This is a genomic window from Micromonospora sp. NPDC048935, assembly GCF_043197875.1.
Lineage (GTDB): Bacteria > Actinomycetota > Actinomycetes > Mycobacteriales > Micromonosporaceae > Micromonospora.
The window spans coordinates 391711-417623 of the sequence record NZ_JBICTZ010000001.1; the positions used below are offsets into that span (position 1 = coordinate 391711).

The 25913-nt window shown below is 72.2% G+C and carries 20 protein-coding genes; 14 read left to right on the top strand and 6 right to left on the bottom strand.

Annotated features, from left to right (window positions below; genetic code table 11):
• The first annotated feature begins 98 nt into the window (after nt 1–98).
• From dxr to ispG, 3 genes are read left to right on the top strand one after another with little or no spacing between them, the layout of a single operon-like run.
• On the top strand, nt 99–1310 hold the full coding sequence (gene dxr / locus ACGFIW_RS02265; protein ID WP_393310527.1) for a 1-deoxy-D-xylulose-5-phosphate reductoisomerase: 1212 nt from the start codon (nt 99–101) through the stop codon (nt 1308–1310).
• Complete coding sequence (locus ACGFIW_RS02270; RefSeq protein WP_393310528.1) at nt 1310–2560, top strand: M50 family metallopeptidase; 1251 nt, start codon at nt 1310–1312, stop codon at nt 2558–2560. The genes dxr and ACGFIW_RS02270 overlap by 1 nt, the downstream gene beginning before the upstream one ends.
• Before the next feature lie 9 nt (nt 2561–2569).
• The gene (ispG, locus tag ACGFIW_RS02275) at nt 2570–3742 is read left to right on the top strand and encodes a flavodoxin-dependent (E)-4-hydroxy-3-methylbut-2-enyl-diphosphate synthase (RefSeq protein ID WP_393310529.1); all 1173 of its coding nucleotides are present in this window, start codon (nt 2570–2572) and stop codon (nt 3740–3742) included.
• 95 nt (nt 3743–3837) lie between these two features.
• On the opposite strand, the gene ACGFIW_RS02280 is transcribed toward ispG, so the two are convergent.
• Entirely contained in the window at nt 3838–4419 is a 582-nt protein-coding gene (locus tag ACGFIW_RS02280) for a PadR family transcriptional regulator (RefSeq protein WP_357073232.1), read from the bottom strand.
• Nucleotides 4420–4576: 157 nt separating this feature from the next.
• On the opposite strand from ACGFIW_RS02280, the gene ACGFIW_RS02285 reads away from it, so the two are divergent.
• Together ACGFIW_RS02285 and ACGFIW_RS02290 are read left to right on the top strand one after the other, a co-directional pair.
• A complete protein-coding gene (locus tag ACGFIW_RS02285) occupies nt 4577–5416 on the top strand; it encodes a GNAT family N-acetyltransferase (protein ID WP_393310530.1) in 840 nt (279 codons plus the stop codon).
• 272 nt (nt 5417–5688) lie between these two features.
• Complete coding sequence (locus tag ACGFIW_RS02290) at nt 5689–9285, top strand: ATP-binding cassette domain-containing protein (protein WP_393310531.1); 3597 nt, start codon at nt 5689–5691, stop codon at nt 9283–9285.
• Nucleotides 9286–9448: 163 nt separating this feature from the next.
• On the opposite strand, the gene ACGFIW_RS02295 is transcribed toward ACGFIW_RS02290, so the two are convergent.
• The 4 genes from ACGFIW_RS02295 to ACGFIW_RS02310 all read right to left on the bottom strand — a co-directional run bounded on the left by ACGFIW_RS02295 (nt 9449) and on the right by ACGFIW_RS02310 (nt 13707).
• Nucleotides 9449–10513, bottom strand: a complete 1065-nt coding sequence (locus ACGFIW_RS02295; protein WP_393310532.1) for an NADH:flavin oxidoreductase/NADH oxidase — start codon at nt 10511–10513, stop codon at nt 9449–9451.
• A gap of 68 nt (nt 10514–10581) precedes the next feature.
• Complete coding sequence (locus tag ACGFIW_RS02300) at nt 10582–11874, bottom strand: dicarboxylate/amino acid:cation symporter (RefSeq protein WP_393311210.1); 1293 nt, start codon at nt 11872–11874, stop codon at nt 10582–10584.
• Between the two features lie 200 nt (nt 11875–12074).
• Entirely contained in the window at nt 12075–12749 is a 675-nt protein-coding gene (locus ACGFIW_RS02305) for a DUF998 domain-containing protein (protein ID WP_393310533.1), read from the bottom strand.
• The gene (locus ACGFIW_RS02310; RefSeq protein ID WP_393310534.1) at nt 12742–13707 is read right to left on the bottom strand and encodes a glutathione S-transferase family protein; all 966 of its coding nucleotides are present in this window, start codon (nt 13705–13707) and stop codon (nt 12742–12744) included. The genes ACGFIW_RS02305 and ACGFIW_RS02310 overlap by 8 nt, the downstream gene beginning before the upstream one ends.
• Before the next feature lie 106 nt (nt 13708–13813).
• Here ACGFIW_RS02310 and pcaF point away from each other — a divergent pair, with 106 nt between their 5' ends.
• From pcaF to ACGFIW_RS02335, 5 genes are all read left to right on the top strand, one after another.
• On the top strand, nt 13814–15019 hold the full coding sequence (gene pcaF, locus ACGFIW_RS02315) for a 3-oxoadipyl-CoA thiolase (protein ID WP_393310535.1): 1206 nt from the start codon (nt 13814–13816) through the stop codon (nt 15017–15019).
• A gap of 101 nt (nt 15020–15120) precedes the next feature.
• Nucleotides 15121–15933, top strand: coding sequence for an SAM-dependent methyltransferase (locus tag ACGFIW_RS02320; protein WP_393310536.1), 813 nt, complete (start codon nt 15121–15123; stop codon nt 15931–15933).
• A 5-nt stretch (nt 15934–15938) separates the two neighbouring features.
• On the top strand, nt 15939–18101 hold the full coding sequence (locus ACGFIW_RS02325; protein WP_393310537.1) for a putative bifunctional diguanylate cyclase/phosphodiesterase: 2163 nt from the start codon (nt 15939–15941) through the stop codon (nt 18099–18101).
• A 130-nt stretch (nt 18102–18231) separates the two neighbouring features.
• Nucleotides 18232–18732 carry a DUF456 domain-containing protein gene (locus ACGFIW_RS02330; protein WP_393310538.1) on the top strand — a complete coding sequence of 167 codons (501 nt, stop codon included), beginning with the start codon at nt 18232–18234 and terminating at the stop codon, nt 18730–18732.
• A 405-nt stretch (nt 18733–19137) separates the two neighbouring features.
• The gene (locus tag ACGFIW_RS02335; RefSeq protein ID WP_393310539.1) at nt 19138–20691 is read left to right on the top strand and encodes an amino acid permease; all 1554 of its coding nucleotides are present in this window, start codon (nt 19138–19140) and stop codon (nt 20689–20691) included.
• A gap of 107 nt (nt 20692–20798) precedes the next feature.
• On the opposite strand, the gene ACGFIW_RS02340 is transcribed toward ACGFIW_RS02335, so the two are convergent.
• A complete protein-coding gene (locus ACGFIW_RS02340) occupies nt 20799–21410 on the bottom strand; it encodes a hypothetical protein (RefSeq protein WP_393310540.1) in 612 nt (203 codons plus the stop codon).
• A 178-nt stretch (nt 21411–21588) separates the two neighbouring features.
• Here ACGFIW_RS02340 and ACGFIW_RS02345 point away from each other — a divergent pair, with 178 nt between their 5' ends.
• The 4 genes from ACGFIW_RS02345 to ACGFIW_RS02360 all read left to right on the top strand — a co-directional run bounded on the left by ACGFIW_RS02345 (nt 21589) and on the right by ACGFIW_RS02360 (nt 25889).
• Nucleotides 21589–22953 (top strand): glutamine synthetase family protein, encoded by a 1365-nt coding sequence (locus ACGFIW_RS02345; RefSeq protein ID WP_393310541.1) that lies wholly within the window; start codon nt 21589–21591, stop codon nt 22951–22953.
• Between the two features lie 118 nt (nt 22954–23071).
• Entirely contained in the window at nt 23072–24427 is a 1356-nt protein-coding gene (locus ACGFIW_RS02350; RefSeq protein WP_393310542.1) for an aldehyde dehydrogenase family protein, read from the top strand.
• A 5-nt stretch (nt 24428–24432) separates the two neighbouring features.
• The gene (locus ACGFIW_RS02355; RefSeq protein WP_393310543.1) at nt 24433–25200 is read left to right on the top strand and encodes a 3-oxoacyl-ACP reductase; all 768 of its coding nucleotides are present in this window, start codon (nt 24433–24435) and stop codon (nt 25198–25200) included.
• Nucleotides 25197–25889: a gamma-glutamyl-gamma-aminobutyrate hydrolase family protein gene (locus tag ACGFIW_RS02360; protein WP_393310544.1), complete on the top strand. Its 693-nt coding sequence runs from the start codon at nt 25197–25199 to the stop codon at nt 25887–25889. Before ACGFIW_RS02355 ends, ACGFIW_RS02360 begins: the two co-directional genes overlap by 4 nt.
• Nucleotides 25890–25913 lie beyond the last annotated feature (24 nt).

The window sequence follows — 25913 nt, forward strand, 5'->3', positions numbered from 1 at the left end:
GGCCGCCGGGCCGCCGGGCCGCCACGCGGCGCGAGGTGCTGGCGGGGAGGGTTGAGGCTCCCAGCGGGCGTTCAGTGACGGTGGGGGAGAATGGCCGGGTGACTTCCCCCCGCGACCTCGTCCTGCTCGGGTCCACCGGTTCGATCGGTACGCAGGCCATCGACATCGTCCGGCGCAACCCGGACCGGTTCCGGGTGGTCGCGGTGGGTGCCGGTGGCGGCAACGTCGAGCTGCTCGCCGCGCAGGCCCTGGAACTGGGCGTCGAGGCGGTCGGGGTGGCGAAGGCATCGGCCGCGCAGGACCTGCAACTCGCGTTCTACGCGGAGGCGAGCCGGCGCGGCTGGGCCACCGGCGACTTCAAGCTTCCCAAGATCGTGGCCGGGCCGGACGCCATGACCGAGCTGGCCCAGTGGCCGTGCGACATCGTGCTCAACGGGGTGGTCGGCTCGCTGGGCCTCGCTCCTACGCTGGCCGCGCTGCGCGGTGGTCGTACCCTCGCGTTGGCCAACAAGGAGTCCCTCGTTGCCGGCGGCCCGCTGGTCAGGGCCGCGGTGACGCGGCCGGGGCAGATCGTGCCTGTCGACTCGGAGCACTCGGCGCTGGCCCAGTGCCTGCGCAGCGGGACGCGCGGTGAGGTGCGCCGGCTGATCGTGACCGCCAGCGGAGGCCCGTTCCGGGGGCGGCGGCGCGACGAGTTGACGCAGGTCACACCGGAGCAGGCGCTCGCCCACCCGACGTGGAACATGGGGCCGGTCGTCACGATCAACTCGGCGACCATGGTCAACAAGGCGCTTGAGGTGATCGAGGCGCACGAGCTGTTCGACGTGCCGTATGCCGACATCACCGTGATGGTGCACCCGCAGTCGGTGATCCACTCGATGGTCGAGTTCGTGGACGGGTCGACGATCGCCCAGGCCAGCCCACCGGACATGCGGCTGCCCATCGCGCTGGGCATGGGCTGGCCGGACCGGGTGCCGGAGGCCGCCACCGCGGTCGACTGGACGGCGGCGCACACCTGGGAGTTCGCTCCGCTCGACGACGAGGCGTTCCCGGCCGTCGCCCTCGCGAAGGCCGCCGGGCAGGCCGGGCGCAGCCGCCCGGCGATCTACAACGCGGCGAACGAGGAGTGCGTGGCGGCGTTCGTTGCGGGCCGGCTGCCGTTCCTCGGCATCGTCGACACCCTCGAACGCGTGTTGGAGGAGGCCCCGGACTTCGACGAACCAGGTACCGTCGAGGACGTGCTCGCGGCCGAGTCGTGGGCACGCGCGCACGCGCAGGAGATCATCGCGGGTTCGGTGGAAGGAGCTTGATGTCGTACCTGCTCGGGGTGGTCCTCTTCGCCCTGGCCATCCTCATCTCGGTGAGTCTGCACGAGGCGGGTCACATGTTGACCGCCAAGATGTTCGGGATGAAGGTCACCAAGTTCTTCGTCGGCTTCGGCCCCACCATCTGGTCGTTCCGGCGGGGGGAGACCGAGTACGGCCTCAAGGGCATCCCGCTCGGCGGCTTCTGCAAGATCGTCGGAATGACGCCGCAGGACGACGACATCGAGCCGGGCGACGAGTCGCGGGTGATGTGGCGCTACCCGGTCTGGAAGCGGACGATCGTGATGGCCGCCGGGTCGATCACCCACTTCGCGCTCGCCCTGATCACGATCTGGATCCTCGCCGTCTCCGCCGGCCTGCCCAACCCGGACTTCCCGACCACCGACGCGCAGGCCCGCCAGGAGCCCGCCGTCATCCGGCTCAGTGAGTGCGTGGTGCCGGAAAACTCGCTGCGGGCGTGCACCCCCGCCGACGCGGCCAGCCCGGCCGCCCAGGCGCAACTGCGCGACGGTGACCGGATCACCTCGGTCAACGGCACCCCGATCGCCAGCTACGGCGACCTGCTCACCACCCTGCGCGCGCTCAAGCCGGGCGAGACCGCGCAGATCCAGTACGTCCGCGACGGGCAGCCGGGCAGCACCAGCACGGTGCTCGCGCAGACCCAGCGTCCGCCGCTGGACGACCCGGACGGCGCCGCCGCGCCGGTGGCCGCCCTCGGCGTCGGGCTCGTCCCCAGCACCCCCACCCGGGTGACGTACGGGCCGGGCGGCGCCTTCGGCGCGACCGCCGACTTCACCGGTGACCTGGCCGTCGGCACCGTGCAGGCGCTGCAACGCCTCCCGCAGAAGGTCCCCGCCCTGTGGACCGCCCTCACCGGCGGCGAACGCGACGTCGACACCCCGATCAGCGTGGTCGGCGCCAGCCGGCTCGGCGGCGAAGCGGTGGAGAACAACGCCTGGCTGGTCTTCTTCATGCTCTTCGTGTCACTGAACTTCTTCATCGGCGTGTTCAACCTGCTGCCGCTGCTCCCGGTGGACGGCGGCCACATCGCCATCGCCTGGTTCGAACGGGCCCGCTCCTGGGTCTACGCGCGGATCGGCCGGACCGACCCCGGCCGGGTGGACTACCTCAAACTGATGCCCTTCACGTACGCGGTGATCCTGATCGGTGGCGCGTTCACGCTGCTGACCATCGCCGCGGACGTCGTCAACCCCATCACGCTCTTCTCAAGGTGAGTGCCTGAAGTGACAGCTATCAGTCTCGGTATGCCCGCCGTGCCGCCCCCGCCGCTCGCCCCGCGTCGGGCCAGCCGCCAGATCATGGTCGGTTCGGTGCCGGTCGGCGGTGGTGCGCCGGTGTCCGTGCAGTCGATGACCACGACCCTCACCTCCGACATCAACGCCACGCTCCAGCAGATCGCCGAGCTGACCGCGTCCGGCTGCCAGATCGTCCGGGTCGCGGTGCCGTCGCAGGACGACGTCGAGGCGTTGCCCGCGATCGCCAAGAAGTCGCAGATCCCGGTGATCGCCGACATCCACTTCCAGCCCAAGTACGTCTTCGCGGCGATCGACGCCGGCTGCGCCGCGGTCCGGGTCAACCCGGGCAACATCCGCCAGTTCGACGACAAGGTCAAGGAGATCGCCCGTGCCGCCGGGGACGCGGGGGTGCCGATCCGGATCGGCGTCAACGCCGGCTCGCTCGACAAGCGGCTGCTCAGCAAGTACGGCAAGGCCACCGCCGAAGCGCTCGTCGAGTCGGCGCTGTGGGAGTGCTCGCTGTTCGAGGAGCACGGCTTCCGCGACATCAAGATCTCGGTCAAGCACAACGACCCGGTCGTGATGATCCGCGCGTACCGGCAGCTCGCCGAGCAGTGCGACTACCCGCTGCACCTCGGCGTCACCGAGGCCGGCCCGGCGTTCCAGGGCACCATCAAGTCGGCCGTCGCCTTCGGTGCCCTGCTCGCCGAGGGGATCGGCGACACCATCCGGGTGTCACTGTCCGCCCCGCCGGTCGAGGAGATCAAGGTCGGCAACCAGATCCTGGAGTCGCTGGGCCTGCGCGAGCGCGGCCTGGAGATCGTCTCCTGCCCGTCCTGCGGACGCGCCCAGGTGGACGTCTACAAGCTCGCCGAGGAGGTCACCGCCGGTCTGGAAGGGCTGCCGGTGCCGCTGCGGGTCGCCGTGATGGGCTGCGTCGTCAACGGTCCGGGCGAGGCCCGTGAGGCCGACCTCGGCGTCGCCTCCGGCAACGGCAAGGGCCAGATCTTCGTCAAGGGCAAGGTCGTCAAGACGGTGCCCGAGGCGCAGATCGTGGAGACGCTGATCGAGGAGGCGCTGCGGATCGCCGACGAGATGGGCGCCGAGCTTCCCGAGGAGCTGCGCGGGCTGATCACCGGCCCGACGGTCACCGTGCACTGATCTTCCATCTGCAACAGCGGCCGTTCCCCGGGTGGGGAACGGCCGCTGTGCGTTCCTGATCTTTTCGCGCTGTGGCGCTGTGGCGCGGCCTGGCGTCACTCGGATTCGGCGAGGATCGCGTACAGCTTGCGGCGCGTCTCGTCGAGCACCTGGGCGGCCCGCTCACGCTGGTCGTCGGTGCCGTTCATCATCACCTGACGCAGGGCGTTCATTGCCTGCGCGCCGGAGTCGCGGATGTCGTGCCAACTGGTCACGGTGCCCTGGGCGACGTCCGCCCACGCCGGGGCCTGCGCGGCCTCGGTGGCCTCGGCCTGACCGGCCTCGGTGACCGTGAACCGCTTCCGCCCGCCGCCGGACTCCTCGGTGCTGGCGACGATCACACCCTCGTCCTCCAGAAGCTGAAGGGTGGGGTAGATCGACCCCGGGCTCGGCCGCCACGCACCACCGGTGCGGGAGTCGATCTCCTGGATCATCTCGTAGCCGTGCATCGGACGCTCGGTGAGCAGGGCCAACACGGCGGCCCGGACGTTGGGGCGTCGTCCGCGGCCCCGGCCACGGCCCCGGCCGCCCCAGGGGCCGCCGTGTCCGTGCCCGTGCGGGCCGGGCGGGACCGGCGGGAAACCGAACCCCCGCATCCGGGCCTCGTGCAGCGGGTGGTGCTCTCGATGGAACCTCATCGGGTTCTCCTTCATCTCGTACTGTCGCTGATGCATCAACGATATATCGGCAATGCGTCGGCGACAAGTCTTCGTTTGCCCCGGGTGCGGCGGTCCTGCTCGCCGGCCTTGTCACTCGGCCGGCGGGGGCGGGGGTCGATCTGGCAGGCTGGTAGTCGTGCTGACGGTGCCGGTACGCCAACTGGGGGAATCGGAGCGCCGCGCGGTCGAGCGACTACTCGACCATGACCCGTTCGCGGGCGCGCAGGTCGCTGAGCGGATCGCCGCGCGCGGCCTGTCCTGGTGGAGGGCCGAGGGCCGGATCCTGGGGTACGGTGCGCGGCGCAACCTGGAATCGCTGTGCTGGCTCGGCGGCAACCTCACGCCGGTGCTGGCGACCGACGCCGCGGTGGCCGCCTTCGCCGACCTGCTCGCCGGCGAGGAGCGGCTCTGCTCCTCCATCGTCGGCCGGGCCGATGCCGTGCTCGGGCTGTGGGACCGGCTCTCCGACACCTGGGGGCCAGCGCGAGACGTCCGCCCCAACCAGCCGCTGCTGGCCACCGACACCCTGCCACCCGTACCGGCCGACCCGGAGGTGCGCCAGGTCCGCTCCGGCGAGGTCGATCTGCTCTTCCCGGCCGCGGTGGCCATGTACACCGAGGAGGTCGGCGTCTCCCCGCTGGCCGAGGACGCCGGGCGCAGCTACCGACGGCGGGTCAACGACCTGGTCCGGGCCGGCCGGGCGTACGCCCGATTCGTCGACGGCAAGGTCGTGTTCAAGGCCGAGTTGGCAGTCGTCACCAAGCGGACGGCGCAGGTCCAGGGCGTCTGGGTGGCACCGGAGTGGCGGGGCCGGGGGATCGCCACGGGCGCCATGGCCGCCGTGGTCCGCGACGCGCTGTTGCGGGTCGCCCCCACGGTCAGCCTGTACGTCAACGACTTCAACCTGCCGGCCCGCCGGGTCTACGAGCGCTGCGGCTTCCAGCCGATCGGCACCCTGGCCACAGTCCTCTTCTGACCGCCGAGCCGAGCCTGCCGGGCGCGCGTCGCACGTCGCGGGTCGCGGGTCGGGCGTTGCGGGTCGCGCGTCGCGCGTCGCCGCATGATCGACTCGGCTTTCATGAAGGCGCGGTGTCCGGGAGCCGGCGACACCGCGACTTCACCGGAAAGCGAGTCGATCATGAAGTTCTTGGTGGCTGATGCCCTGCTCAGGGCCGGAAATTCGGTTGAATCAGGGCGTTGACGCCGGCAGGCTGAAGTCTCCGCCACCCCACCTTCGGAGGACTTTCGATGCGCCTGCTCCGTGACCTGTGGGGCACCTCGACCCGTCGGATGACGATCGTGGCGGTCCTGATCGTTCTCGGTGCCGCTGGTCAGGCGGGCGCGTCGGCGCTGGCCGGCGCCGTGTTGGTGCACCGCTCGGCCGGCTTCTTCGCCGTGCTGGCCGCGGCGCTGGTCGCCGCGGTTCTCAGCGACCTGGCGGTGAGCCTGCTGATGGCCGGGGTGACCGCCGACTGGTCCGCCCACGTGCGCCGCCGGCTCTGCCGGGTGGCTCTCGGGCAGGACCTGCCCACCCTGGAGACCACCCCGGTGGGTGAGTTGCTGGACCGGATCGACGGGGATGTCTACCAGGTGGCGTCGGCGATCCGTAACCAGGGCACCCGGCTCGCCCAGGGTCTCTGCGTCGGCCTGCTGTCGATGGTCGTCGCGGTGTTCGTGTGGTGGCCGGCCGGGGTCGCGATGCTGCTGCTCACGGTGGTGCTCGCGGCCGGTCTGCGAGGGCCGACGGCGCGGATCGCTCCGGCCCGGATGGCCGAGGAGGAGGCGTGGTCCGACCTGGCCGCGGTGATGGAGGAGGCGGTGCACGGCCAGGACGACGTCCGGACGAGCCTGGCCCGACCGTACGTGTTGCGGCTGTACGCCCGGCGGGCCGCCACCGTGCTGTCCCGGGGCGGCCTGGTCTGGGTGTTGTCCGCCCGGGTGGCCGCGGCCGCCACCGCGACGATCCGGGGTGGCATCGGCGTGGTGGTGCTCGGCGGGGCCTGGGCGTTGGCCACCGCGCGGATCGACGCCGCCCGGCTCACCGCCATCTGGCTGCTGGCCCTGGCCTTCGGGGCCACCGCCGAGCACGTCAGCCGGATGGTGCCGGAGATCCAGGAGGCTCTCGGCGCGTGGGCCCGGGTGCAGTTGCTGCACAAGGCTCGGCAGGAGCCCGTCGGCGGCGCCAGCCCGACCGAGGGTGACCTGCGCATCCGGGACCTGACCTTCGGGTACGAGGTGAGCGGTTCGGAGAACGACCGGGCCGCCGCGCTCCGGGGGCTCAGCCTCACCTTCGCGCGCGGCCGGTCGTACGCGTTGATCGGGCGGACCGGTTCGGGCAAGTCGACGCTGGCGAAGGTGCTGACCAGGGCGGTCGACGTGCCGCCGGGCACGGTCTTCCTCGGTGGCACCGACCTGTGCGACCTCGATGTCGAGCAGTTGCGCCGCTGGGTGGCGCTGGTGCCGCAGCGTACGGAGATCGTGGCCGGCACGCTCGCGGAGAACGTGGCGCTCTACGACCCGGAGCTGCTCGACGCCGCGGCCCGGGCACTCGACGAGCTGGGCCTGGCCGCCTGGATCGCCGAACTGCCGGACGGGCTGGCGACCCGGCTGGGCGAGGGCGGGCACGTGCTCTCCGCCGGCCAGGAGCAGTTGGTGGCGTTCGCCCGGATCCTGGTCCGGGACCCGCACGTGGTGATCCTCGACGAGGCCACCGCGCGTCTGGATCCCGTCACCGAGGCGCGGGTGCAGCGGGCCACCGAACGACTGCTGCGCGACCGGATCGGCATCGTCATCGCACACCGCCTCTCCTCGGTGCGTCGCTGTGACGAGGTGGTGGTGCTGGCCGACGGCGCGGTGGTCGAGGCCGGCCCGCTGGAGACGTCGACGCGCTTCGCCGAACTGCTGGCGACCAGTCACGCCGCCGCCTACGCCGCGGTGGCACCGAACGGCCGCACCGGCGGCACCGACCTGCTGGACGCCCCCGACCTGGCCGGCGCCTGGCCGGGCGGTCCGCCGACGACAGCCGTCGACTCCGACCTGGCTGGCGCGTGGCCGGGCGGTCCGCCGACGACAGCCGTCGACTCCGACCTGGCTGGCGCGTGGCCGGGCGAAGCGCCGAGCACGCCGGTCGGGCTGACGCGGACCGAGCCGCCGCCGCTGCCGCCCGTGCCGCCGGCCCGGACGCTACGGGAGATCGTCCGACTCTGCATCAACGATCCCCGGTACGGGCTGGCCGCGATCGGGTTGTTCCTCGGGCTCAGCCTGCTGGGGCTGGACGGCCCGGTGCTGCCCTGGCTCTGGGCCGACCTGGTCGACGGGACCGGCAATCCGTACCTGCCGGCGGCCGGCATCGTGGCCGGGCTGCTGGTCACCCTGCCGCTGCCGTATTACACCCACGTCTGGTTCCCGCAGTGGTGGGTGCGGCAGATGCTGCGGATCGGCCTGCGCCTGGTGCACGGCCAGACCGGGCCGCGCCGGGTCAGCTCGCACACCCCGGCCGAGGTGGTGGCGCAGGGCGGCGACACCGAGCGGGTGGTCCAGCTCGCCGACAACGTGCTGGACCAGTGCGTCGCGCTTGTCCTGGTGGTCGCCATGACGGCGGTCACCGGCAGCGTCGTACCCGGGCTGTTCTTCCTCGGCACGATGGTCGTCTCCGGGCTGGCCGCGACGCTGTTCGGGCCGAAGCTCGAACGTGCGGCCCAGGCGACGGTGACGGCGCGGGCGGCCTTCGCCACGGCGCTTGTCTCGGCGCTCTCCGCGGCGCGGACGGTGAAGCTCGCCGGCGCGACCACGGCGGTGCTGCGCCACCTGGCGGGCCTGGACGTGCTTCGCAGCGACCGGCAGCGGCGGGAGATTTCGGTGCAGGTGTGGGCGCGTTCCACGCCGTCGATGGCAAGCGGGCTGTTGCCGATCGGCGCGTGGGCGCTCTACCTGGGCGGCTCGCTGTCCGCGGGTGCGGTGCTGGTGGCCGTCTCCACGCTGGGGGCGGCACGCTGGTTCGCCTGGACGACGGCGTCGCTGATCTCGCAATTGCCCTCGGCGCGGGTGTGGACCCGGCGCACCACGGCGATGACCGGGGTGAGCGCGTACTCCGCGGGGGTGCCGGCGGTCGACCTGGCCGCCGGGACGGCGCCGGCGCCGACGCCCGCGCCGCGGCATCCGCTGCGCCGGCTGGAGCTGCGTGGCTTCGGGGTGGTGCACTCCGACGGTACGGTGGCCGTCCGCGACGTGGACCTGACCGTGCAGCGGGGGCAGTTGGTGCTCGTCGTCGGGCCGGTGGGATCGGGTAAGTCCTCGTTGCTGCGGGCGCTGGCCGGGATCGTGCACCACACCGGCGAGCTGACCTGGAACGGCGACCCGGTCACCGAGCCGGAGCTGTTCCTGCGCCCCAACCAGGTCGGCTACGTCGGCCAGTTGCCCCGGGTGCTGTCCGGCACGGTGGCCGACAACATCGCGCTGGGCCACCAGGTGGACGCGGCCGGCGCGGTCAGCACCGCCCAGCTCGACCACGACCTGGCCGCCGCCGGCGGTGGGCTGGGGCTGCTCATCGGGCACAAGGGCACCCGGCTCTCCGGCGGGCAGTTGCAGCGGTTGGCGCTGGCCCGGGCGCTGGCACCGCGTACCGAACTGTTGGTCGCCGACGACGTGTCGTCGGCGCTCGACGTCACCACGGAGCTGGCGTTGTGGCAGGCGTTGCGCGAACACGGGGTGACGGTGGTCGGCTCCACCGCGAAGCGTGCCGCGCTGGTCCGCGCCGACCACGTGGTGGTGCTGCTCGGTGGCACGGTGGCCGCCCAGGGCAGCTGGGAGGACCTGGAGGGCGACTGGTCACACCTGGCGGGCTGACGCCCCGGACGGCGGCGGCGCGGGCGGCCGCCTCGGACGGCGGCGGCGCGGGCGGGGGCAGCGCGGGCGGCCGCGTGGGACGGCGGGCGCCTCGGACGGCGGCGGCGCGGGCGGCCGCCTCGGACGGCTGCTGGGAACGGCAGCCGTCCGAGGCGGCGGGGGCTCAGGCGCGGGCGTACTGCGCCGGCCCGCTGTAGACGACGCCGAGCTTGGCGGCGGCCCGGCGCGGCCAGTACGGGTCACGCAGCAACTCCCGGCCGAGCAGCACCAGGTCGGCCTCGCCGCCGGCCACGATCTGCTCGGCGTGCTCGGGCTCCACGATCAGGCCCACCGCGCCGGTCGGCACGCCGGCCTCGCGGCGGATCTGGGCGGCCAGCGGCACCTGGTAGCCGGGGCCGAGCGTGATGCGCTGGTCCACGCTCACCCCGCCGGAGGAGGCGTCGACCAGGTCCACACCGACTCCGGCCAGCTCGCTGGCGAGCACGACGCTGTCCTCGATCGTCCAGCCACCCTCGACCCAGTCGGTGGCGGAGATCCGGGTGAGCACCGGCACGTCCTCGCCGACCGCGGCGCGTACCGCGCGGGCCACCTCCAGGGTGAGTCGCATCCGGGCGGACCGGTCGCCGCCGTAGTCGTCGGTGCGGTGGTTGGTCAGCGGGGAGAGGAACTCGTTGAGCAGGTAGCCGTGCGCGGCGTGGATCTCCACGGCGGCGAAGCCGGCGGCCAGCGCGCGGTCCGCTCCGGCGGCGAACGCCTCGACCACGCCGGCAATGCCGGCCTCGTCGAGGGCGGTGGGCGTCCGGTAGCCGGCGGTGAACGGCTCCGCACCGGGGGCGACGGGCGTCCAGCCACCCTCGGTGTCCGGCACGCCGCCGCGTTCCGGCGCCCAGGGGCGGTAGGTGGAGGCCTTGAACCCGGCGTGCGCGAGCTGCACGGCCGGCACCGCGCCGTGTGCGGCGACGAACGCGGTCACCGGCCGCCACGCGTCGACGTGCGCGCCGGACCACAACCCGGTGTCCTGCGGGCTGATCCGCCCCTCGGGGAGTACGGCGGTCGCCTCGGTCAGCACCAGCCCGGCGCCACCGACCGCGCGGCTGCCGAGGTGGACCAGATGCCAGTCCGTGGGCAGACCATCCGGGCCGGCAGAGTACTGACACATGGGTGCCAGGGCGATCCGGTTGGGCACTGTGACGGCGCGCAGGGCCAGGGGAGAGAACAGGGAGCTCATGGGGGTCATCCTCTCGAAGACGGCGACCGGCCCCCGGGGAGGGGCCGGTCGCCGTCGGTGTGCTGTGGTCAGGCGGGAACGGGGGTCAGCTCGGGGCGGGTCTCCGCGACCGGCTCCGGGTCGATCAGGTCGCGTCGACCGGCGGACTCGTACGCGGCCCGGTCCAGGGTGCCCTCGCGGGCGGCGACCACTGTCGGCACCAGGGCCTGCCCGGCCACGTTGGTGGCGGTGCGGATCATGTCCAGGATCGGGTCGATGGCCAGCAGCAGGCCGGCACCCGCCAGCGGCAGACCCAGCGTGCTGAGGGTCAGGGTGAGCATCACGATCGCGCCGGTCAGGCCGGCGGTGGCCGCCGAGCCGACCACCGAGACGAACGCGATGAGCAGGTAGTCACCGATGCCGAGGTGCACGCCGAAGACCTGGGCCACGAAGATCGCGGCGAGGGCCGGGTAGATGGCGGCGCAACCGTCCATCTTCGTGGTGGCACCGAAGGGCACCGCGAACGAGGCGTACTCGCGGGGGACACCGAGGCGCTCGACGGAACGCTGGGTCACCGGCATGGTGCCGACCGAGGAGCGGGACACGAAGGCCAGCTCGATCGCGGGCCACGCGCCGGCGAAGAAGCGCAGCGGGTTGAGGCGGCCGGCGAGGATCAGCACCAGCGGATAGACCACGAACAGCACGATGGCGCAGCCGACGTAGACGGCGGTGGTGAACTTCGCGAGGGGGCCCAGCAGGTCCCAGCCGTACGAGGCGACGGCGTTGCCGATCAGGCCGAGGGTGCCGATCGGGGCGAGTCGGATGACCCACCAGAGCGCCTTCTGGACGATCTCCAGCAGGGAGCGGTTCAGCGCGACGAACGGTTCGGCGGCCTCGCCGACCAGCAGGGCCGCGGCGCCGATGACCACGGCGAGGAAGACGATCTGGAGGACGTTGCCCTCGACGAACGCGCCGACCGGGTTGGTGGGCACGATGCCGGTGAGGAAGTCGGTCCAGGAGCCGGTCTTCTTCGGCGGTGCCGCTCCGCCCAGGTCGAGGGTCACGCCCTTGCCCGGGTTGGTGAGCAGGCCGAGGCCGATGCCGATGCTCACCGCGATCAGTGCGGTGATGCCGAACCACATCAGGGTCTTCAGCGCGAGCCGGGCGGCGTTGGCCACGCCGCGCAGGCTGACCACGCTGACCACGATGGCGGTGAAGACAAGCGGCGGTACGGCGAGCTTGAGCAGTTGGACGAAGAGGCTGCCGACGGTGTGCAGGGTGCTGGCCAGCCAGCTCAGGTCGTTGCTACGGGCAACGAAGCCGAGCGCGACGCCGAGCACGAGGCCGAGCAGGATCTGCACGGAGAAGGGAATTTTGCGCAGGCTGAAGGGCATGAGGAATCTATCCAATTGTCCGGTCTGATCAGGGCGGGCGTGGGAACGCGGCTAACCCGGACAGATGCCACTGGCCTGTAGTCGGAGATCGACATACAGGCGGACAGTGAGCCCCCAGACATTACTCATCGCGACCCGACGATACCCCGCTGGTGCGGTATCGCAAGGAGCGGTCGACGTGAGGACCCTTACAGGGAGCTTGCCTGCCGGCGGTCCAGGGCCAGGGCGGTGGCGGTGGCGAGGCCCCAGGCGACCACCAGCGCCAGGACCAGCCGCTCCAGTACACCCACCACCGCACCCCGCCCGACGACGAGCATGGCCAGCCCGACGGTCGCGCACAGCGGCAGGGCCAGCGCGGCGGTCACGCCGGCCAGCCGGCGCACCACCGGCCCGACCGGCACGGACACGGCGAGCGTGAGCATGGCGAAGACCACCGACGCGGTCGCCGCGATGCTCGCACCGCCGTGCACCAGATCCGCCGTGGTGGCGCGCTCGAACGGCGGCAGCGGGCAGCCGGCGGAGCAGGTCACCGCCCCGGACAGGGCGGCGAACACGGCCCCGGTGGCCAGCAGCGCCGGGGCCGCCGCCCACACCCCCGGGGGCAGCGCCGCGCCGAGCAGCAGCAACGCGCCGGCAAGGGCCAGGATCCCGATCCGGTACGTCGCGGCGTGTCCACTGCCGGCGATGCCCGCCTCACTGACGTACCCGGTGAGCCCCGGACCGGGACCGGCGACCACGGCGAACGTCACCGCCACCGCGCCGGCCAGCGCGCAACCCGCCGCGGCGGAGCCGGCGACCCGGCGGGCGACGTCCGAGCCGGCCCTCGGCGCGGTCGTGGTGCCGGAGCGACCCGGCTCAGCCACGCCCGTGTGGCGTGCGCCAGCCCGACTCGTCCGGCCCCAGCGGCACGATGCCGCTGGGGTTGATCTCCCGGTGTGTGCCGTAGTAGTGCCGCTTGATGTGGTCGAAGTCGACGGTCTCGCCGAAACCCGGGGTCTGGAACAGGTCCCGGGCGTACGCCCACAGCACCGGCATCTCGGTCAGCTTGTCGCGGTTGCACTTGAAGTGGCCGTGGTAGGCGACGTCGAAGCGGACAAGCGTGGTGAACAGCCGCACGTCGGCCTCGGTGATCGCGTCGCCCAGCAGGTAGCGCTGCCCGGTCAGCCGCTCGGAGAGCGCGTCCAACCGGGCGAAGAGCGCCCGGAACGCCTCGTCGTACGCCTCCTGGGAGGTGGCGAACCCGCACCGGTAGACGCCGTTGTTGACGTCGGCGTGGATCTCGGCCATCAGCGCGTCCATCTCGGGGCGCAGCGCGACCGGGTACAGATCCGGCGCGTCGGGCGCGTGCAACGACCGCCACTCGGTGGAGAGGTCGAGGGTGAGCTGCGGGTAGTCGTTGGTGACGACCCGGCCGGTCAGGGTGTCGACGAGCGCCGGCACGGTCACCCGGCCGGTGTAGTCCGGGTCGGTGGCGAGGTACGCCTCGGAGAGGAAACCGACGCCGAGGACCGGGTCGAAGCCGTCCGGGTCGAGGGCGAACGCCCAGCCCCGCTCGTCCCGGATCGGGTCGACGGTGCCCAGCGAGATCGCGTCGTCCAGCCCGAGCAGGCCGCGCACGATCCTCGCCCGATGTGCCCAGGGGCACGCCCGGCACCAGATCAGCCGGTACCGGCCGGCCTCCAGCGGCCAACGGTCCTGCTCGTCCGGCCCGCCACCGGGCGGGGAGGTCGAGTCGGCGGTGACCCGACCGGTGAACCGGTTCGGCTGGCGGACGAACGCGCCGCCGCCGCTGGTCTCTGCGCTGAACTGGGCCCGGGCCATGCCGTCAACCTATCCGCTGCCGGCGCGGATATCCTGGCGGCCGGCAGCCCCCGCGACCCGGTGGGCGTGCCCCCACCCCCGCCGTCTGCACCCCTAAGGACTCGCGATGACCGTGGCATACCTGGTGGCCGGTGTCCGCACCCCGATCGGTCGGTACGCTGGCGCGCTGGCCGGCGTCCGCCCCGACGACCTGGCCGCGCACGTGATCCGCGAGTTGGTCGCCCGCCACCCGTCGGTGGACTGGGCTCGGGTGGACGACGTGGTGCTCGGCTGCGCCAACCAGGCAGGCGAGGACAACCGCAACGTGGCCCGGATGGCGGCGCTGCTCGCCGGCCTGCCCGAGGAGGTGCCGGGCAGCACCGTCAACCGGCTCTGCGGCTCCGGTCTGGACGCCCTGGCCACCGCCGCCCGAGCCATCGCGGCCGGGGACGCGGAGCTGATGGTCGCCGGCGGGGTGGAGAGCATGAGCCGGGCGCCGTTCGTCATGCCGAAGGCGACGTCGGCGTACTCCCGCTCGGCCGAGGTGTACGACACCACCCTGGGCTGGCGGCTGGTCAACCCGTTGATGCGCGACGGGTGGGGGGTCGACTCGATGCCGGAGACCGCGGAGAACGTGGCCGCCGAGTACGGCGTCAGCCGGGCCGAGCAGGACGCCTTCGCGTACCGCTCGCAGCAGCGTGCGGCCAGGGCGCAGGCCGACGGCCGGTTCGCCGAGGAGATCGTGGCGGTGTCCGTGCCGGCCGGTCGACGCGAGACCCGGCTGGTCGAGGTCGACGAGCACCCCCGGGAGACGACGCTTGCGAAGCTGGCGGCGCTGCCCACGCCGTTCCGCGACGGCGGCACGGTGACCGCCGGCAACTCCTCGGGCGTCAACGACGGCGCGGTGGCGCTGCTTGTCGCCAGCGAGGCGGCGGTCGCCCGGTACGGCCTCACCCCGCTGGCCCGGATCGGCGGTGCGGCGGTGGCCGGCGTCCCGCCCCGGGTCATGGGGATCGGTCCGGTGCCGGCGACCCGCAAGCTGCTCGGCCGGGTGGGCGTCGAGCTGGGCGCGGTGGACGTGGTGGAGCTGAACGAGGCGTTCGCCGCGCAGTCCGTGGCGGTGTTGCGCGAGCTGGGGTTGCCCGTGGACGCCGACCACGTCAACCCGAACGGCGGGGCCATCGCACTGGGGCACCCGCTCGGTGCCAGCGGCGCGCGGCTGGCGCTGACCGCCGCCCTGGAGCTGCGCCGACGCGGCGGACGGCGGGCGTTGGCCACCATGTGCATCGGCGTCGGTCAAGGCATCTCGCTGTTGCTGGAGTCAGCCGCCTAGAGTGGTGCACACCACACGACCCGCGGGTCGGCCGGTGCTCGCGCACGCCCGTCGACGCCGGTGCCGTCCCGCGCCGCGGCGATGAACTGGGGAGCACGCTGATGCCGGACGGACTGCCGACCGAGATCGATCTGACCAGGCCGAGCGCGGCCCGGGTGTACGACTATTTCCTGGGTGGGGCACACAACTTCGAGATCGACAGGCGGCTGGCCGAGCAGATCGCGAGCATGACCCCGAATCTCGCCGCCACCATGCGCTCCGGCCGGGAGTTCCTGCGTCGGGCCGTCCGGGTGTTGCTCGACGCCGGCATCGACCAGTTCCTCGACATCGGCTCCGGAATTCCCACCGTGGGCAATGTGCACGAGGTGGCCCAGGGGGTGAACCCGAAGGCTCGCGTGGTGTACGTCGACATCGACCCGGTGGCCGTCGCGCACAGCCGGGAACTGCTCGCGGGCAACGAGCTGACCGGCGTCATCCACGCCGACCTGCGCGAGCCGGAGCGGATCCTCGCCGAGACCCGGCAGCTCGGGCTGATCGACTTCAACCGGCCGGTCGGCATCCTGCTGGCCGGGGTGGTGCACTTCATCCCGGACGGCGACCGTCCGGAGGAGATCCTGGCCACCCTGCGGGCCGCCGCCGCGCCGGGCAGCTACCTGGTCGTCTCGCACTCCACCTTCGAGGACCAGCCGCAGGAGATGCTGGACGCCCAGCGGCTCTCCGCCCGGACGGCCACCGAGATCACCCTGCGCTCCCGTGCCCAGGTCACCGGCTTCTTCGGCGACTGGACGGTCCTCGACCCGGGCGTGGTGCACATGCCACTCTGGCGTCCCGACTCACCGTCCGACGTGGACGAACACCCGGAGCGGTTCGGCGCCTTCGGCGGCGTCGCCCGGTACGACCAGCCCGCCGGCTGATCGACATGGCCGCCGTCCCGGACCCCCTCGGGGTCGACGCCGGCCGGGCCGACGTCCAGGGGTTCGCCGCAGACTGGGCCCGCGCGGTCCGTCGCCTCGGGTTCGTGCCGTTCAGCGCGGCCGAGACCGAGCGGCTGCTGCTGACGCACACGATCCGGCTGGCACAGGCGGTGTGGGCAGAGCCGTTCAGCTCCGGCCCTGCCGAGGGGGTCGGGCGGGCGCTGGTCGAGGCGCACCTCACCGAGCCGCGAGCCCTGGAGTGGACGCTCCGCGCACTCGGTTCGGACTTTGCGCCGCGCGTACTCGGCGCTGCCGACCGGCCGGCGGACCTGGCGGAGCGGATCGCGGCGCTACAGGGCCGGCTGGCCGCCGGGTTCGCCCGCGCGCTGCGCGACCGCACCTTCAGCCAGCAGGAGCGGATCGCCCAGTCGGCCTGGCAGGCGCGTGACCAGGTCGAGCAGGCGCTGCGCGACAGCGAGGCCCGGTTCCGGGCGGTCTTCACCGGCGCCGCGATCGGGATCGGCATCGCCGGCGTGGACGGCCAGATCATCGATGTCAACCAGGCGTTCGCCGACATGCTCGGCTACTCGATCGAGGAGTTGCGCGAGATCAACGTGGCGGCGCTGTTCCACGCCGACGACGCCGCCGGGATGTGGGAGCTCTACCAGGAGCTGATCGAGGGTAAACACGACGCCGCCCGGGTGGAGAAGCGCTACCACCGCAAGGACGGCAGCGTGGTCTGGACGGACCTGGCCGTCTCGTTGATCCGGCACGGCGACGGCCGACCCCGGTTCACCGTCGCGATGATCGAGGACATCACCGAGCGGTACGAACTCCAGCAGCGGCTGCGCTTCCAGGCGCTGCACGACCCGCTGACCGGACTGCCCAACCGGACGCTGTTCTTCGAGACGCTGGGCCGGGTCCTCGACGCCGCGGGTGCCGGGCGGCGGATCGGGGTGTGCTTCCTCGACCTGGACGGCTTCAAGGCGATCAACGACAGTCTCGGTCACGACCTCGGCGACCAACTGCTGGTGACGATCGGCCACAGGCTTGCCGCGTGCGTGGCCGACCGGGGCCACCTGGTCGCCCGGATGGGTGGCGACGAGTTCGTGATCCTCGTCGACGGAGGGGACGACATCGACGACGCGGTGGCCGTCGCGGAGTCCGCGTTGGCCGCCGTCGCGGCCCCGGTGCACGTCGGAGACCACCAGTTGGCCGTCTCGGCGAGTGTGGGCATCGTGCAGTGCCCGGCGGCGGAGACCACCGCGTCGGAGCTGATGAAGGCGGCGGACACCACGCTCTACTGGGCCAAGGGAGCGGGCCGGGGCCGCTGGGCGGTGTACGACCCGGAGCGCAGCGCCCGGGACATCGCCCGGTCGGCACTTGTCGCCGGGCTGCCGGCCGCCCTGGACCGGGGTGAGTTCGTGCTGCACTACCAGCCGATCGTGTCGCTGCTGGAGGGCACGATGCTCGCGGTGGAGGCGCTGGTCAGGTGGGAGCACCCGGAGTTGGGCCTGATCGGGCCGGACCGGTTCATCGGCCTGGCCGAGGAGACCGGCCTGATCGTCCGGCTCGGCGAGTGGGTGCTGCGGCAGGCCTGCCAGGACGCCGAGCGGTGGCGGCGGGAGTTCCCCGACGCCCGGCTGGTGGTCAGCGTCAACCTGGCCGCGCGGCAGGCCGACGACCCGGCGATCGTGGACACGGTGGCCGACGTGCTGCACACCAGTGGGCTGCCCGCCGAGCTGCTCCAACTGGAGCTGACCGAGAGCGCCGTGATGGGCAGCGCCGGTGAGCCGCTGCGCAGTCTCTATCGGCTCGCCGCGCTCGGCGTCCGGCTGGCCGTGGACGACTTCGGCACCGGTTACTCCAACCTGGCGTACCTGCGGCGGCTGCCGATCCACTGCCTGAAGCTCGCCGGCCCGTTCGTCGAGGGCATCCGCGCCGACGGGACCGACGTCGCCGCCGACCACCGCGACGAACGCATCGTCGACGCGTTGGTCCGGTTGGCGCACGCCCTGGAGCTGTGGGTCACCGCCGAGGCGGTGGAGACCGGGGTGCAGGCCGAACGGCTGCGGGCGTTGCGCTGCGACACCGGGCAGGGCCGATACTTCGGCGCCCCCGCCCCGGCCGACGGGATCACCGCCCGGCTGCGGGGCGGGGCGGCGTGAGCGGAAATGGGGTGGCCGGCGGTCGGCGCGGACGCACCACCACGGACCGCCCGCCGGACGGCGTGCGCGGGGGGCACCTGCGGTCCGGTCGGCCCGGTTCGGTCGGATGGCGGCGAGGGAAGGTGGCAGCGTGGACCTGACGGATTCGCAGACGGCGGTGACCGTGGTGGCCGGGCTGGCGATCCTGGCCGGGTTGGCCGGCGTGGTGGTGCCCGGTCTGCCGGCGTTGCCGCTGTGCTGGGGCGGCGTACTGGTCTGGGCGATCTTCGGCGGTGCCGGGACGGGCGGGTGGGCGGTGTTCGCCGCCGCCACTGTCGTCGCGGCGGGCGGCACCGTGATCAAGTACGCGTGGCCGGGCCGCAACCTGAAGCGCACGGGTGTGCCGACGTCCACGCTGCTCGCCGGCGGGGTGCTCGGCATCATCGGGTTCTTCGTGGTGCCGGTCGTCGGGCTGCTGCTCGGCTTCGTGGCCGGCGTGTGGGCGGCGGAGCGGTTGCGGCTGGGCAGCAACCAGCTGGCGTGGCCGTCCACCGTGCAGGCCCTGAAGGCCGCCGGCCTGTCGATGCTCGTGGAGTTCCTGGCCGGCCTCCTGGTAGCAGCCCTGTGGGTAACCGGCCTCCTCCTCACCTGACCACCTGCCCGACGCCCCCGCCCCCGCCCGCCCTTGTTCCGCGATCTTGCACTTTCTGCCCCGATATTTGGGGCATAACCGTTGAGATCGGCGACAGAAACTGCAAGATCGCGGGGCGCGGGGGTGGGGGAGCGTGGGGGCGCGGGGCACTTTTGGGTACGGCGGGATGGCCGTGCGTGAGAGAGAGGCGTGCCCCGCGCCGTGGTCCGGGCGGTCCGAGTGCCCGGGGAGTGGCCCGTGGATCGGGCCTGGTCACGGGGTTAAGGATGCGGGTCGGGATGGCCGGACGGCAACGCAATTAGCCCGTCGGCGGTGAGATTCCCACCCGGGACGTATTGACCGTCTTGATCGGCTGGGTCGACACTTTGCCCACTCGCACGCGGAACCACCTCAGGGAGGTGTGCAGTGGCAACGACCCCGATGCCGACCGCCGAGCAACCGATGGACGACGACGCCCGACGGCTCGCCGAACTCGGCTACAAACAGGAGTTGCGCCGCAAGTGGAGTGGCTTCTCCAACTTCGCCATCTCGTTCTCGATCATCTCGATCCTGGCCGGCTGCTTCACCACCTTCGGTCAGGCGTGGAACAACGGCGGGCCGGTCGCCATCTCCTGGGGCTGGCCGCTGATCTCACTGTTCATCCTGATCATCGGCTTCTGCATGGCCGAGTTGGTGTCGGCGTACCCGACGGCGGGCGGGATCTACTGGTGGGCGGCGACCATGGGCCGCCCGGTGCACGGCTGGTTCACCGGCTGGTTGAACCTCATCGGCCTGGTCGCGGTCACCGCGTCGGTCGACTACGGCTGCGCGACCTTCCTCAACCTCACCCTGTCGGCGCTCTTCGACGGCTGGGCCGGGACACTGCGGCAGGCGTTCGTCCTCTTCGTGATCATTTTGGCGCTGCACGGGCTCATCAACATCTTCGGGCACCGGATCATCGACGTACTCCAGAACGTCTCGGTCTGGTGGCACGTGGCCGGCGCGGCCGTCGTGGTGGCCATCCTGGTGTTCGTTCCGGACGATCACCAGAGCTTCCAGTTCGTGTTCACCGAGCGGTTCAACAACTCGGGCTTCGGTGACGGGGACACCGGCGGGCTGACGTTCTGGTTCTACGTGCTGCCGCTGGGTTTCCTGCTGACCCAGTACACGATCACCGGCTTCGACGCCTGCGCGCACGTCTCCGAGGAGACCCGGGGCGCCTCGCAGGCCGCCGCCCGAGGGCTCTGGCAGTCGATCTTCTACTCGGCGGTGGGCGGCTGGATCCTGCTGCTGGCGTTCCTGTTCGCGGCCACCGACGTCGAGGCGGTCAACGCCGCGGGCGGCTTCTCCGGTGCCATCTTCGAGTCCGCGTTGACCCCGGTCTTCTTCAAGATCGTCATCATCATCTCCACGATCGGGCAGTTCTTCTGCGGGATGAGTTGCGTGACCTCGATGAGCCGGATGGCGTACGCGTTCAGCCGCGACCGGGCGGTGCCCGGCTGGCGGCTCTGGTCGAAGGTCGACCGCAACGGCACCCCGGTCAACGCGATCATCGGTGCGACGATCGCCGGCCTGGTGCTGACCCTGCCGGCGCTCTACGAGAGCTCGGCCGGCATCCCGATCGCCTTCTACGCGGTGGTCTCCGTCGCGGTGCTCGGGCTCTACCTGTCGTTCCTCATCCCGATCGCGCTGCGGCTACGGATGGGCGACCGGTTCACCCCCGGCCCGTGGACGCTGGGACGGAAGTACAAGCTGCTCGGTTGGATCGCGGTCATCGAGATCGCGGTCATCGCCGTGTACTTCGTGCTGCCGATCGTGCCGGCCGGCGTGCCCGGCAGCGACGACTTCACCTGGTCGGCGGTGAACTACGCGCCGCTTGCCGTGGGCGGGGTGCTGCTGGTGGTCGCCGTCTGGTGGTACGCCTCGGCCCGGAAGTGGTTCGCCGGCCCCGTGCGTACCGTCGACCAGGGCACCGAGTAGGCGGTTCCTCGGGCCTCCTCCCGCTGACCCGCGAGGAGGCCCGAGCCATCGCTCTCCGGATGTGCCGACGGGGCGCCGGACGATCCCGCACGTGCCGGGGGCGGCGGTCAGCCCGCCGCCGACCGGTGGCCACCGTGCGAGGCGACCAGCGCATCGGCGACAAGTGCGGCGTCGGCCTCGGCGACGTCGGCGGGATATTCCGGCAGGAGGTCGTCCCAGGCGACCAGCCAGGAGCCGAAGAGCTGGGCCTGGCCCTCCGGCCGGGCGAAGAACCAGACGTGCAGGTGGGCGGCCCCGTCGCCGAAGCGGTAGACGTGGGTGCGGGAGATGTTCGGGAGGGCCTGCACGTGTCGCGCGATGCGCGTGGTCAGCAGTCCCAGTTCCGCCGCCAGCTCGTCGGGCAGATCCTCCAGGTCGTGGTGGTCGCGCGGGTAGAGCATCAACACCAGCGGTACGCCCACTCCCGGGACCCGGGCCAGCCGCCAGTGGTCGTTGACCCAGATCCCCTCGTCTCGTTCCCGGCACGGCTGGCAGTCCGCCGGATCTTCGCCGTGCCGGGGCGGCTCGGGCAGCACCGGCGGGCGCAGCGGCGTGACGCGCAGTCCCTCCTGTTCGAACGGGCTGATGTCCCATCCCGTCATGCGTGCCAGGGGAAGCCGGCGGTCGCCGTCGGCGACGGTCAGCGCGTGGTCGTGGAACTGGTCGGGATTCAGGGCCATGGCGTGCAGGCTAGTACCACCAAGATCCTTTCGCCGTCCCACCGCGAGGCGGTGATCGCGCCCCCGCAGGGTCCGGTCGGGACGTGGGCCGCCCGCCGCTCGCGTTTGCCGAGGTGGCCACACGGGGCATTGACGGTGATCCGGATTGCCAGTAGACCTTGGTGATGGAGGCCCGCGAATGACGAAAGCTCCGCTCACGCTGGAACAACTGCGGGTCGCCGTCGCCGAGGGCGAGATCGACACGGTGGTGCTCGCCCTGGTCGACATGCAGGGTCGGTTGCAGGGCAAACGGTTCCACGCGCCGTTCTTCCTGGACCAGGTGGTGGCCAACGGCAGCGAGGGCTGCAACTACCTGCTCGCCGTGGACGTCGACATGAACACCGTCGACGGGTACGCGATGTCGAGTTGGGAACGCGGTTACGGCGACTTCGCGATGGTGCCCGACTTCGCCACGCTGCGTCGGGTGCCGTGGCAGCCCGGCTCCGCCCTGCTGATCGCCGACCTGGCCTGGCTGGACGGCTCCGGTGACGTCGTCGCCTCGCCCCGGCAGATCCTGCGCCGGCAACTGGACCGGCTGGCCGAGCACGGGCTGACCGCGTACGCCGGCACCGAGCTGGAGTTCGTGCTGTTCCGCGACTCGTACGAGGATGCCTGGCGGCGCGGCTACCGCGATCTCACGCCGGCCAACCAGTACAACGTGGACTACTCGCTGCTCGGCACCGCCCGGGTGGAGCCGCTGCTGCGTCGGATCCGCACCGAGATGGCCGGCGCGGGGCTCACGCCGGAGAGCGCCAAGGGCGAGTGCAACCTCGGCCAGCACGAGATCGCCTTCCGCTACGACGAGGCGGTCGCCTGCGCCGACCACCACGTGATCTACAAGAACGGGGCCAAGGAGATCGCCGCCCAGGAGGGCATGTCGATCACCTTCATGGCCAAGCCGAACGAGCGGGAGGGCAACTCCTGCCACATCCACTTCTCGCTGCGCGACAGCGACGGCCGCTCGGCGATGCTCGGTGACGGGCCGGCGCACCTGTCGGAGACCGGGCAGCGGGTGCTCGCCGGGCTGCTCGCCACCATGCGGGAGTTCAGTCTGCTGTTCGCCCCGAACATCAACTCCTACAAGCGCTACCAGCCCGGCTCGTTCGCCCCGACCGCGCTGCGCTGGGGTGTCGACAACCGCACCTGCGCGCTGCGGGTGGTCGGGCACGGGCAGGGCATGCGGGTGGAGAACCGGGTGCCCGGGGCCGACGTCAACCCGTACCTGGCGATTGCCGGGCTGGTCGCCGGCGCCCTGCACGGCATCGACGAGGAGCTGGAGCTGGGCGAGGAGTGCACCGGCAACGCGTACGACGACCCGCAGGCCGAGCGCGTCCCGAGCACCCTGCGCGACGCCCTGACCCTCTGGGAGGGCTCCACGGCAGCCCGGGAGGCGTTCGGCCCCGAGGTGGTAGCCCACTACGCCAACCAGGCAAGAGTAGAGCTGCAAGCCTTCGAAGCAGCGGTAACAGACTGGGAGCTAACCCGTGGCTTCGAACGCCTCTAACCCCCTAACCTCCGGGCACTCGCCGCGATCTTGCACTTTGTGTCGCCGGTCTGTGGTGAATCGTCGCTGATGTCGGGGCAGTAAGTGCAAGATCGCGCGGAGGAAGGGTGGTGGGGGCGTGAGCGTCGTGGTGGATCCGGCTACCGGGGTTGGGTTCCGGGAGGTTTCCTCCGCGTCGGTGGACGACGTGGACGGGGCGATCTCCCGGGCCGCGAAGGCTTTTGCGGGCTGGCGTCTCGTTGCGGCGGGGGACCGGGCTCGGTTGCTGCGGCGGTTCGCCGCCGTGGTGGACGCGCACCTGGAGGAGTTGGCTCTGCTGGAGGTGCGCAACTCGGGGCACACCATCGGCAACGCCCGGTGGGAGGCCGGCAACGTCCGTGACGTCCTGGACTACTACGCCGGTGCGCCCGAGCGGCTGACCGGGCGGCAGATCCCGGTGCCGGGCGGGTTGGACGTCACCTTCCACGAGCCACTCGGTGTGGTCGGCGTGATCGTGCCGTGGAACTTCCCGATGCCGATCGCCGCCTGGGGTTTCGTCCCGGCCCTCGCCGCCGGCAACACGGTGGTGCTCAAGCCCGCCGAGTTGACCCCGCTCACCGCGCTGCGCCTGGCCGAGCTGGCCCGCGAGGCGGGCCTGCCCGACGGCGTCTTCACCGTCGTCCCGGGCCAGGGCTCGGTGGTGGGGGAGCGGTTCGTCAGCCACCCGGCGGTCCGCAAGATCTGCTTCACCGGCTCCACCGAGGTCGGCACCCGGATCATGGCCGGCTGCGCCGCCCAGGTGAAGCGACTCACCCTGGAGCTGGGCGGCAAGAGCGCGAACATCGTGTTCGCCGACGCCGACCTGGAACGCGCCGCCGCGACCGCGCCGGGCGCGGTCTTCGACAACGCCGGCCAGGACTGCTGCGCACGGTCGCGGATCCTGGTCCAGCGCACGGTGTACGACAGGTTCCTGGAACTGCTCGAACCAGCGGTACGCGCCGTACGGGTGGAAGACCCGTCCCGGGACACCGCGGAGATGGGTCCACTGATCTCGGCGGCCCAGCGGGACCGGGTCGCCGGCTACCTGCCCGGTGCGCGGGTCGCGTTCACCGGCTCCTGCCCCGACGGGCCCGGCTTCTGGCACGCGCCCACCGTGCTGCTGGCCGACTCGCCGGCCGACCGGCACTGGCGGGAGGAGATCTTCGGTCCGGTGGTCTCGGTGCTGCCGTTCGACGACGAGGCCGACGCCGTCCGGCTCGCCAACGACACCGAGTACGGGCTCTCCGGCTCGATCTGGACCCGGGACGTGGGCCGCGCCCTGCGGATGGCCCGGGCCGTCGACTCGGGCAACCTCAGCGTCAACTCGCACTCCTCGGTGCGCTACTGGACCCCGTTCGGCGGGATGAAGCGCTCCGGGCTCGGCCGCGAGCTGGGCCCGGACGCGCTGCATTCCTTCACCGACGTCAAGAACGTGTTCATCGCGACAGAGGAGTGACGCCAGTGCAGGGTCGGTTGCAGGACCGGGTGGCCGTGGTCACCGGAGCGGGCAGCGGCATCGGGTTGGCCACCGTGCGGCGGTTCGCCGCCGAGGGCGCCCGGGTGGTCTGCGTGGACATCGACGCGGACGCCGGCACGAGGGCCGCGCAGGAGTGCGGTGGCGAGTTCGTGGCCACCGACGTGGCCGACGAGTCGGCGGTACGCGACCTGTTCGACGGGGTGGCCGACCGGCACGGCCGGGTGGACATCGCGTTCAACAACGCCGGCATCTCCCCGCCCGACGACGACTCCATCCTGGACACCGGCCTGGACGCGTGGGAACGGGTGCTGCGGGTCAACACCACGAGCGTCTACCTCTGCTGCAAGTACGCCATCCCGCACATGCGCCGCCAGGGCAAGGGTTCGATCATCAACACGGCGTCGTTCGTGGCGCTGATGGGTGCCGCGACGTCGCAGATCGCGTACACCGCGAGCAAGGGCGGCGTGCTGGCGATGACCCGGGAGTTGGGTGTGCAGTTCGCCCGCGAGGGCATCCGGGTCAACGCGCTCTGCCCCGGCCCGGTGGCCACGCCGTTGTTGCTGGAGCTGTTCGCCGCCGACCCGGAGCGGGCCGCCCGCCGGCTCGTGCACGTGCCGATGGGGCGCTTCGGGCAACCCGAGGAGATCGCCGCCGCGGTGGCGTTCCTGGCCAGCGACGACGCCTCGTTCATGACCGCCGCGCAGTTCGTGGTCGACGGCGGCATCACCGGCGCGTACGTCACACCCCTGTGAGGAGGCCGCTGATCGGGATCAGCTCGTATGTCGAACCCGTCGACTGGGCGGCCTGGCGGAGCGTGCGGGCCGTGCTGGTCCCCGAGGCGTACGCGCGGGCGGTGACGGCCGCGGGTGGCCGTGCGGTGGTCCTGCCGCCGGACGACGTGGACGGCGACGTGCTGGCCGTCCTGGACGGGCTGCTGCTGGCCGGTGGTGCCGACGTGGGTCCGGGGCGGTACGGCCAGCGGCCCGACCCGCGTACCGAGGATCGGCCGGACCGGGACGCCGGTGAGCTGGTGCTGTTGGCCGCCGCGCTCGCCGCCGAACTGCCGGTGCTGGGGGTGTGCCGGGGGATGCAGTTGCTGGCCGTCGCCTACGGCGGCACCCTGCACCAGCACCTGCCCGACGTGGTGGGCCATGAGGGGCACCGTCCGGCACCCGGCGTCTACGGGACGCACGCGGTGCGGTTCGCCCCGGGGAGCCTGGCCGCGCGGGTGCTGGCCGGGGTAGACCGGGTCAATTCGTACCACCACCAGTCGGTCGCCGACCCGGGTCGACTCGCGGTCACCGGGTGGGCGGAGGATGGCGTGGTCGAGGCGGTCGAGGACCCGGCGCTGCCGTTCGTGCTCGGCGTGCAGTGGCATCCGGAGAACGAGCCGGATCCCCGCCCGATCAGCGCGCTGGTCCGGGCGAGCGGTGTGACGTAGGTCGCTCCGGTCGGTCGGTGGGGC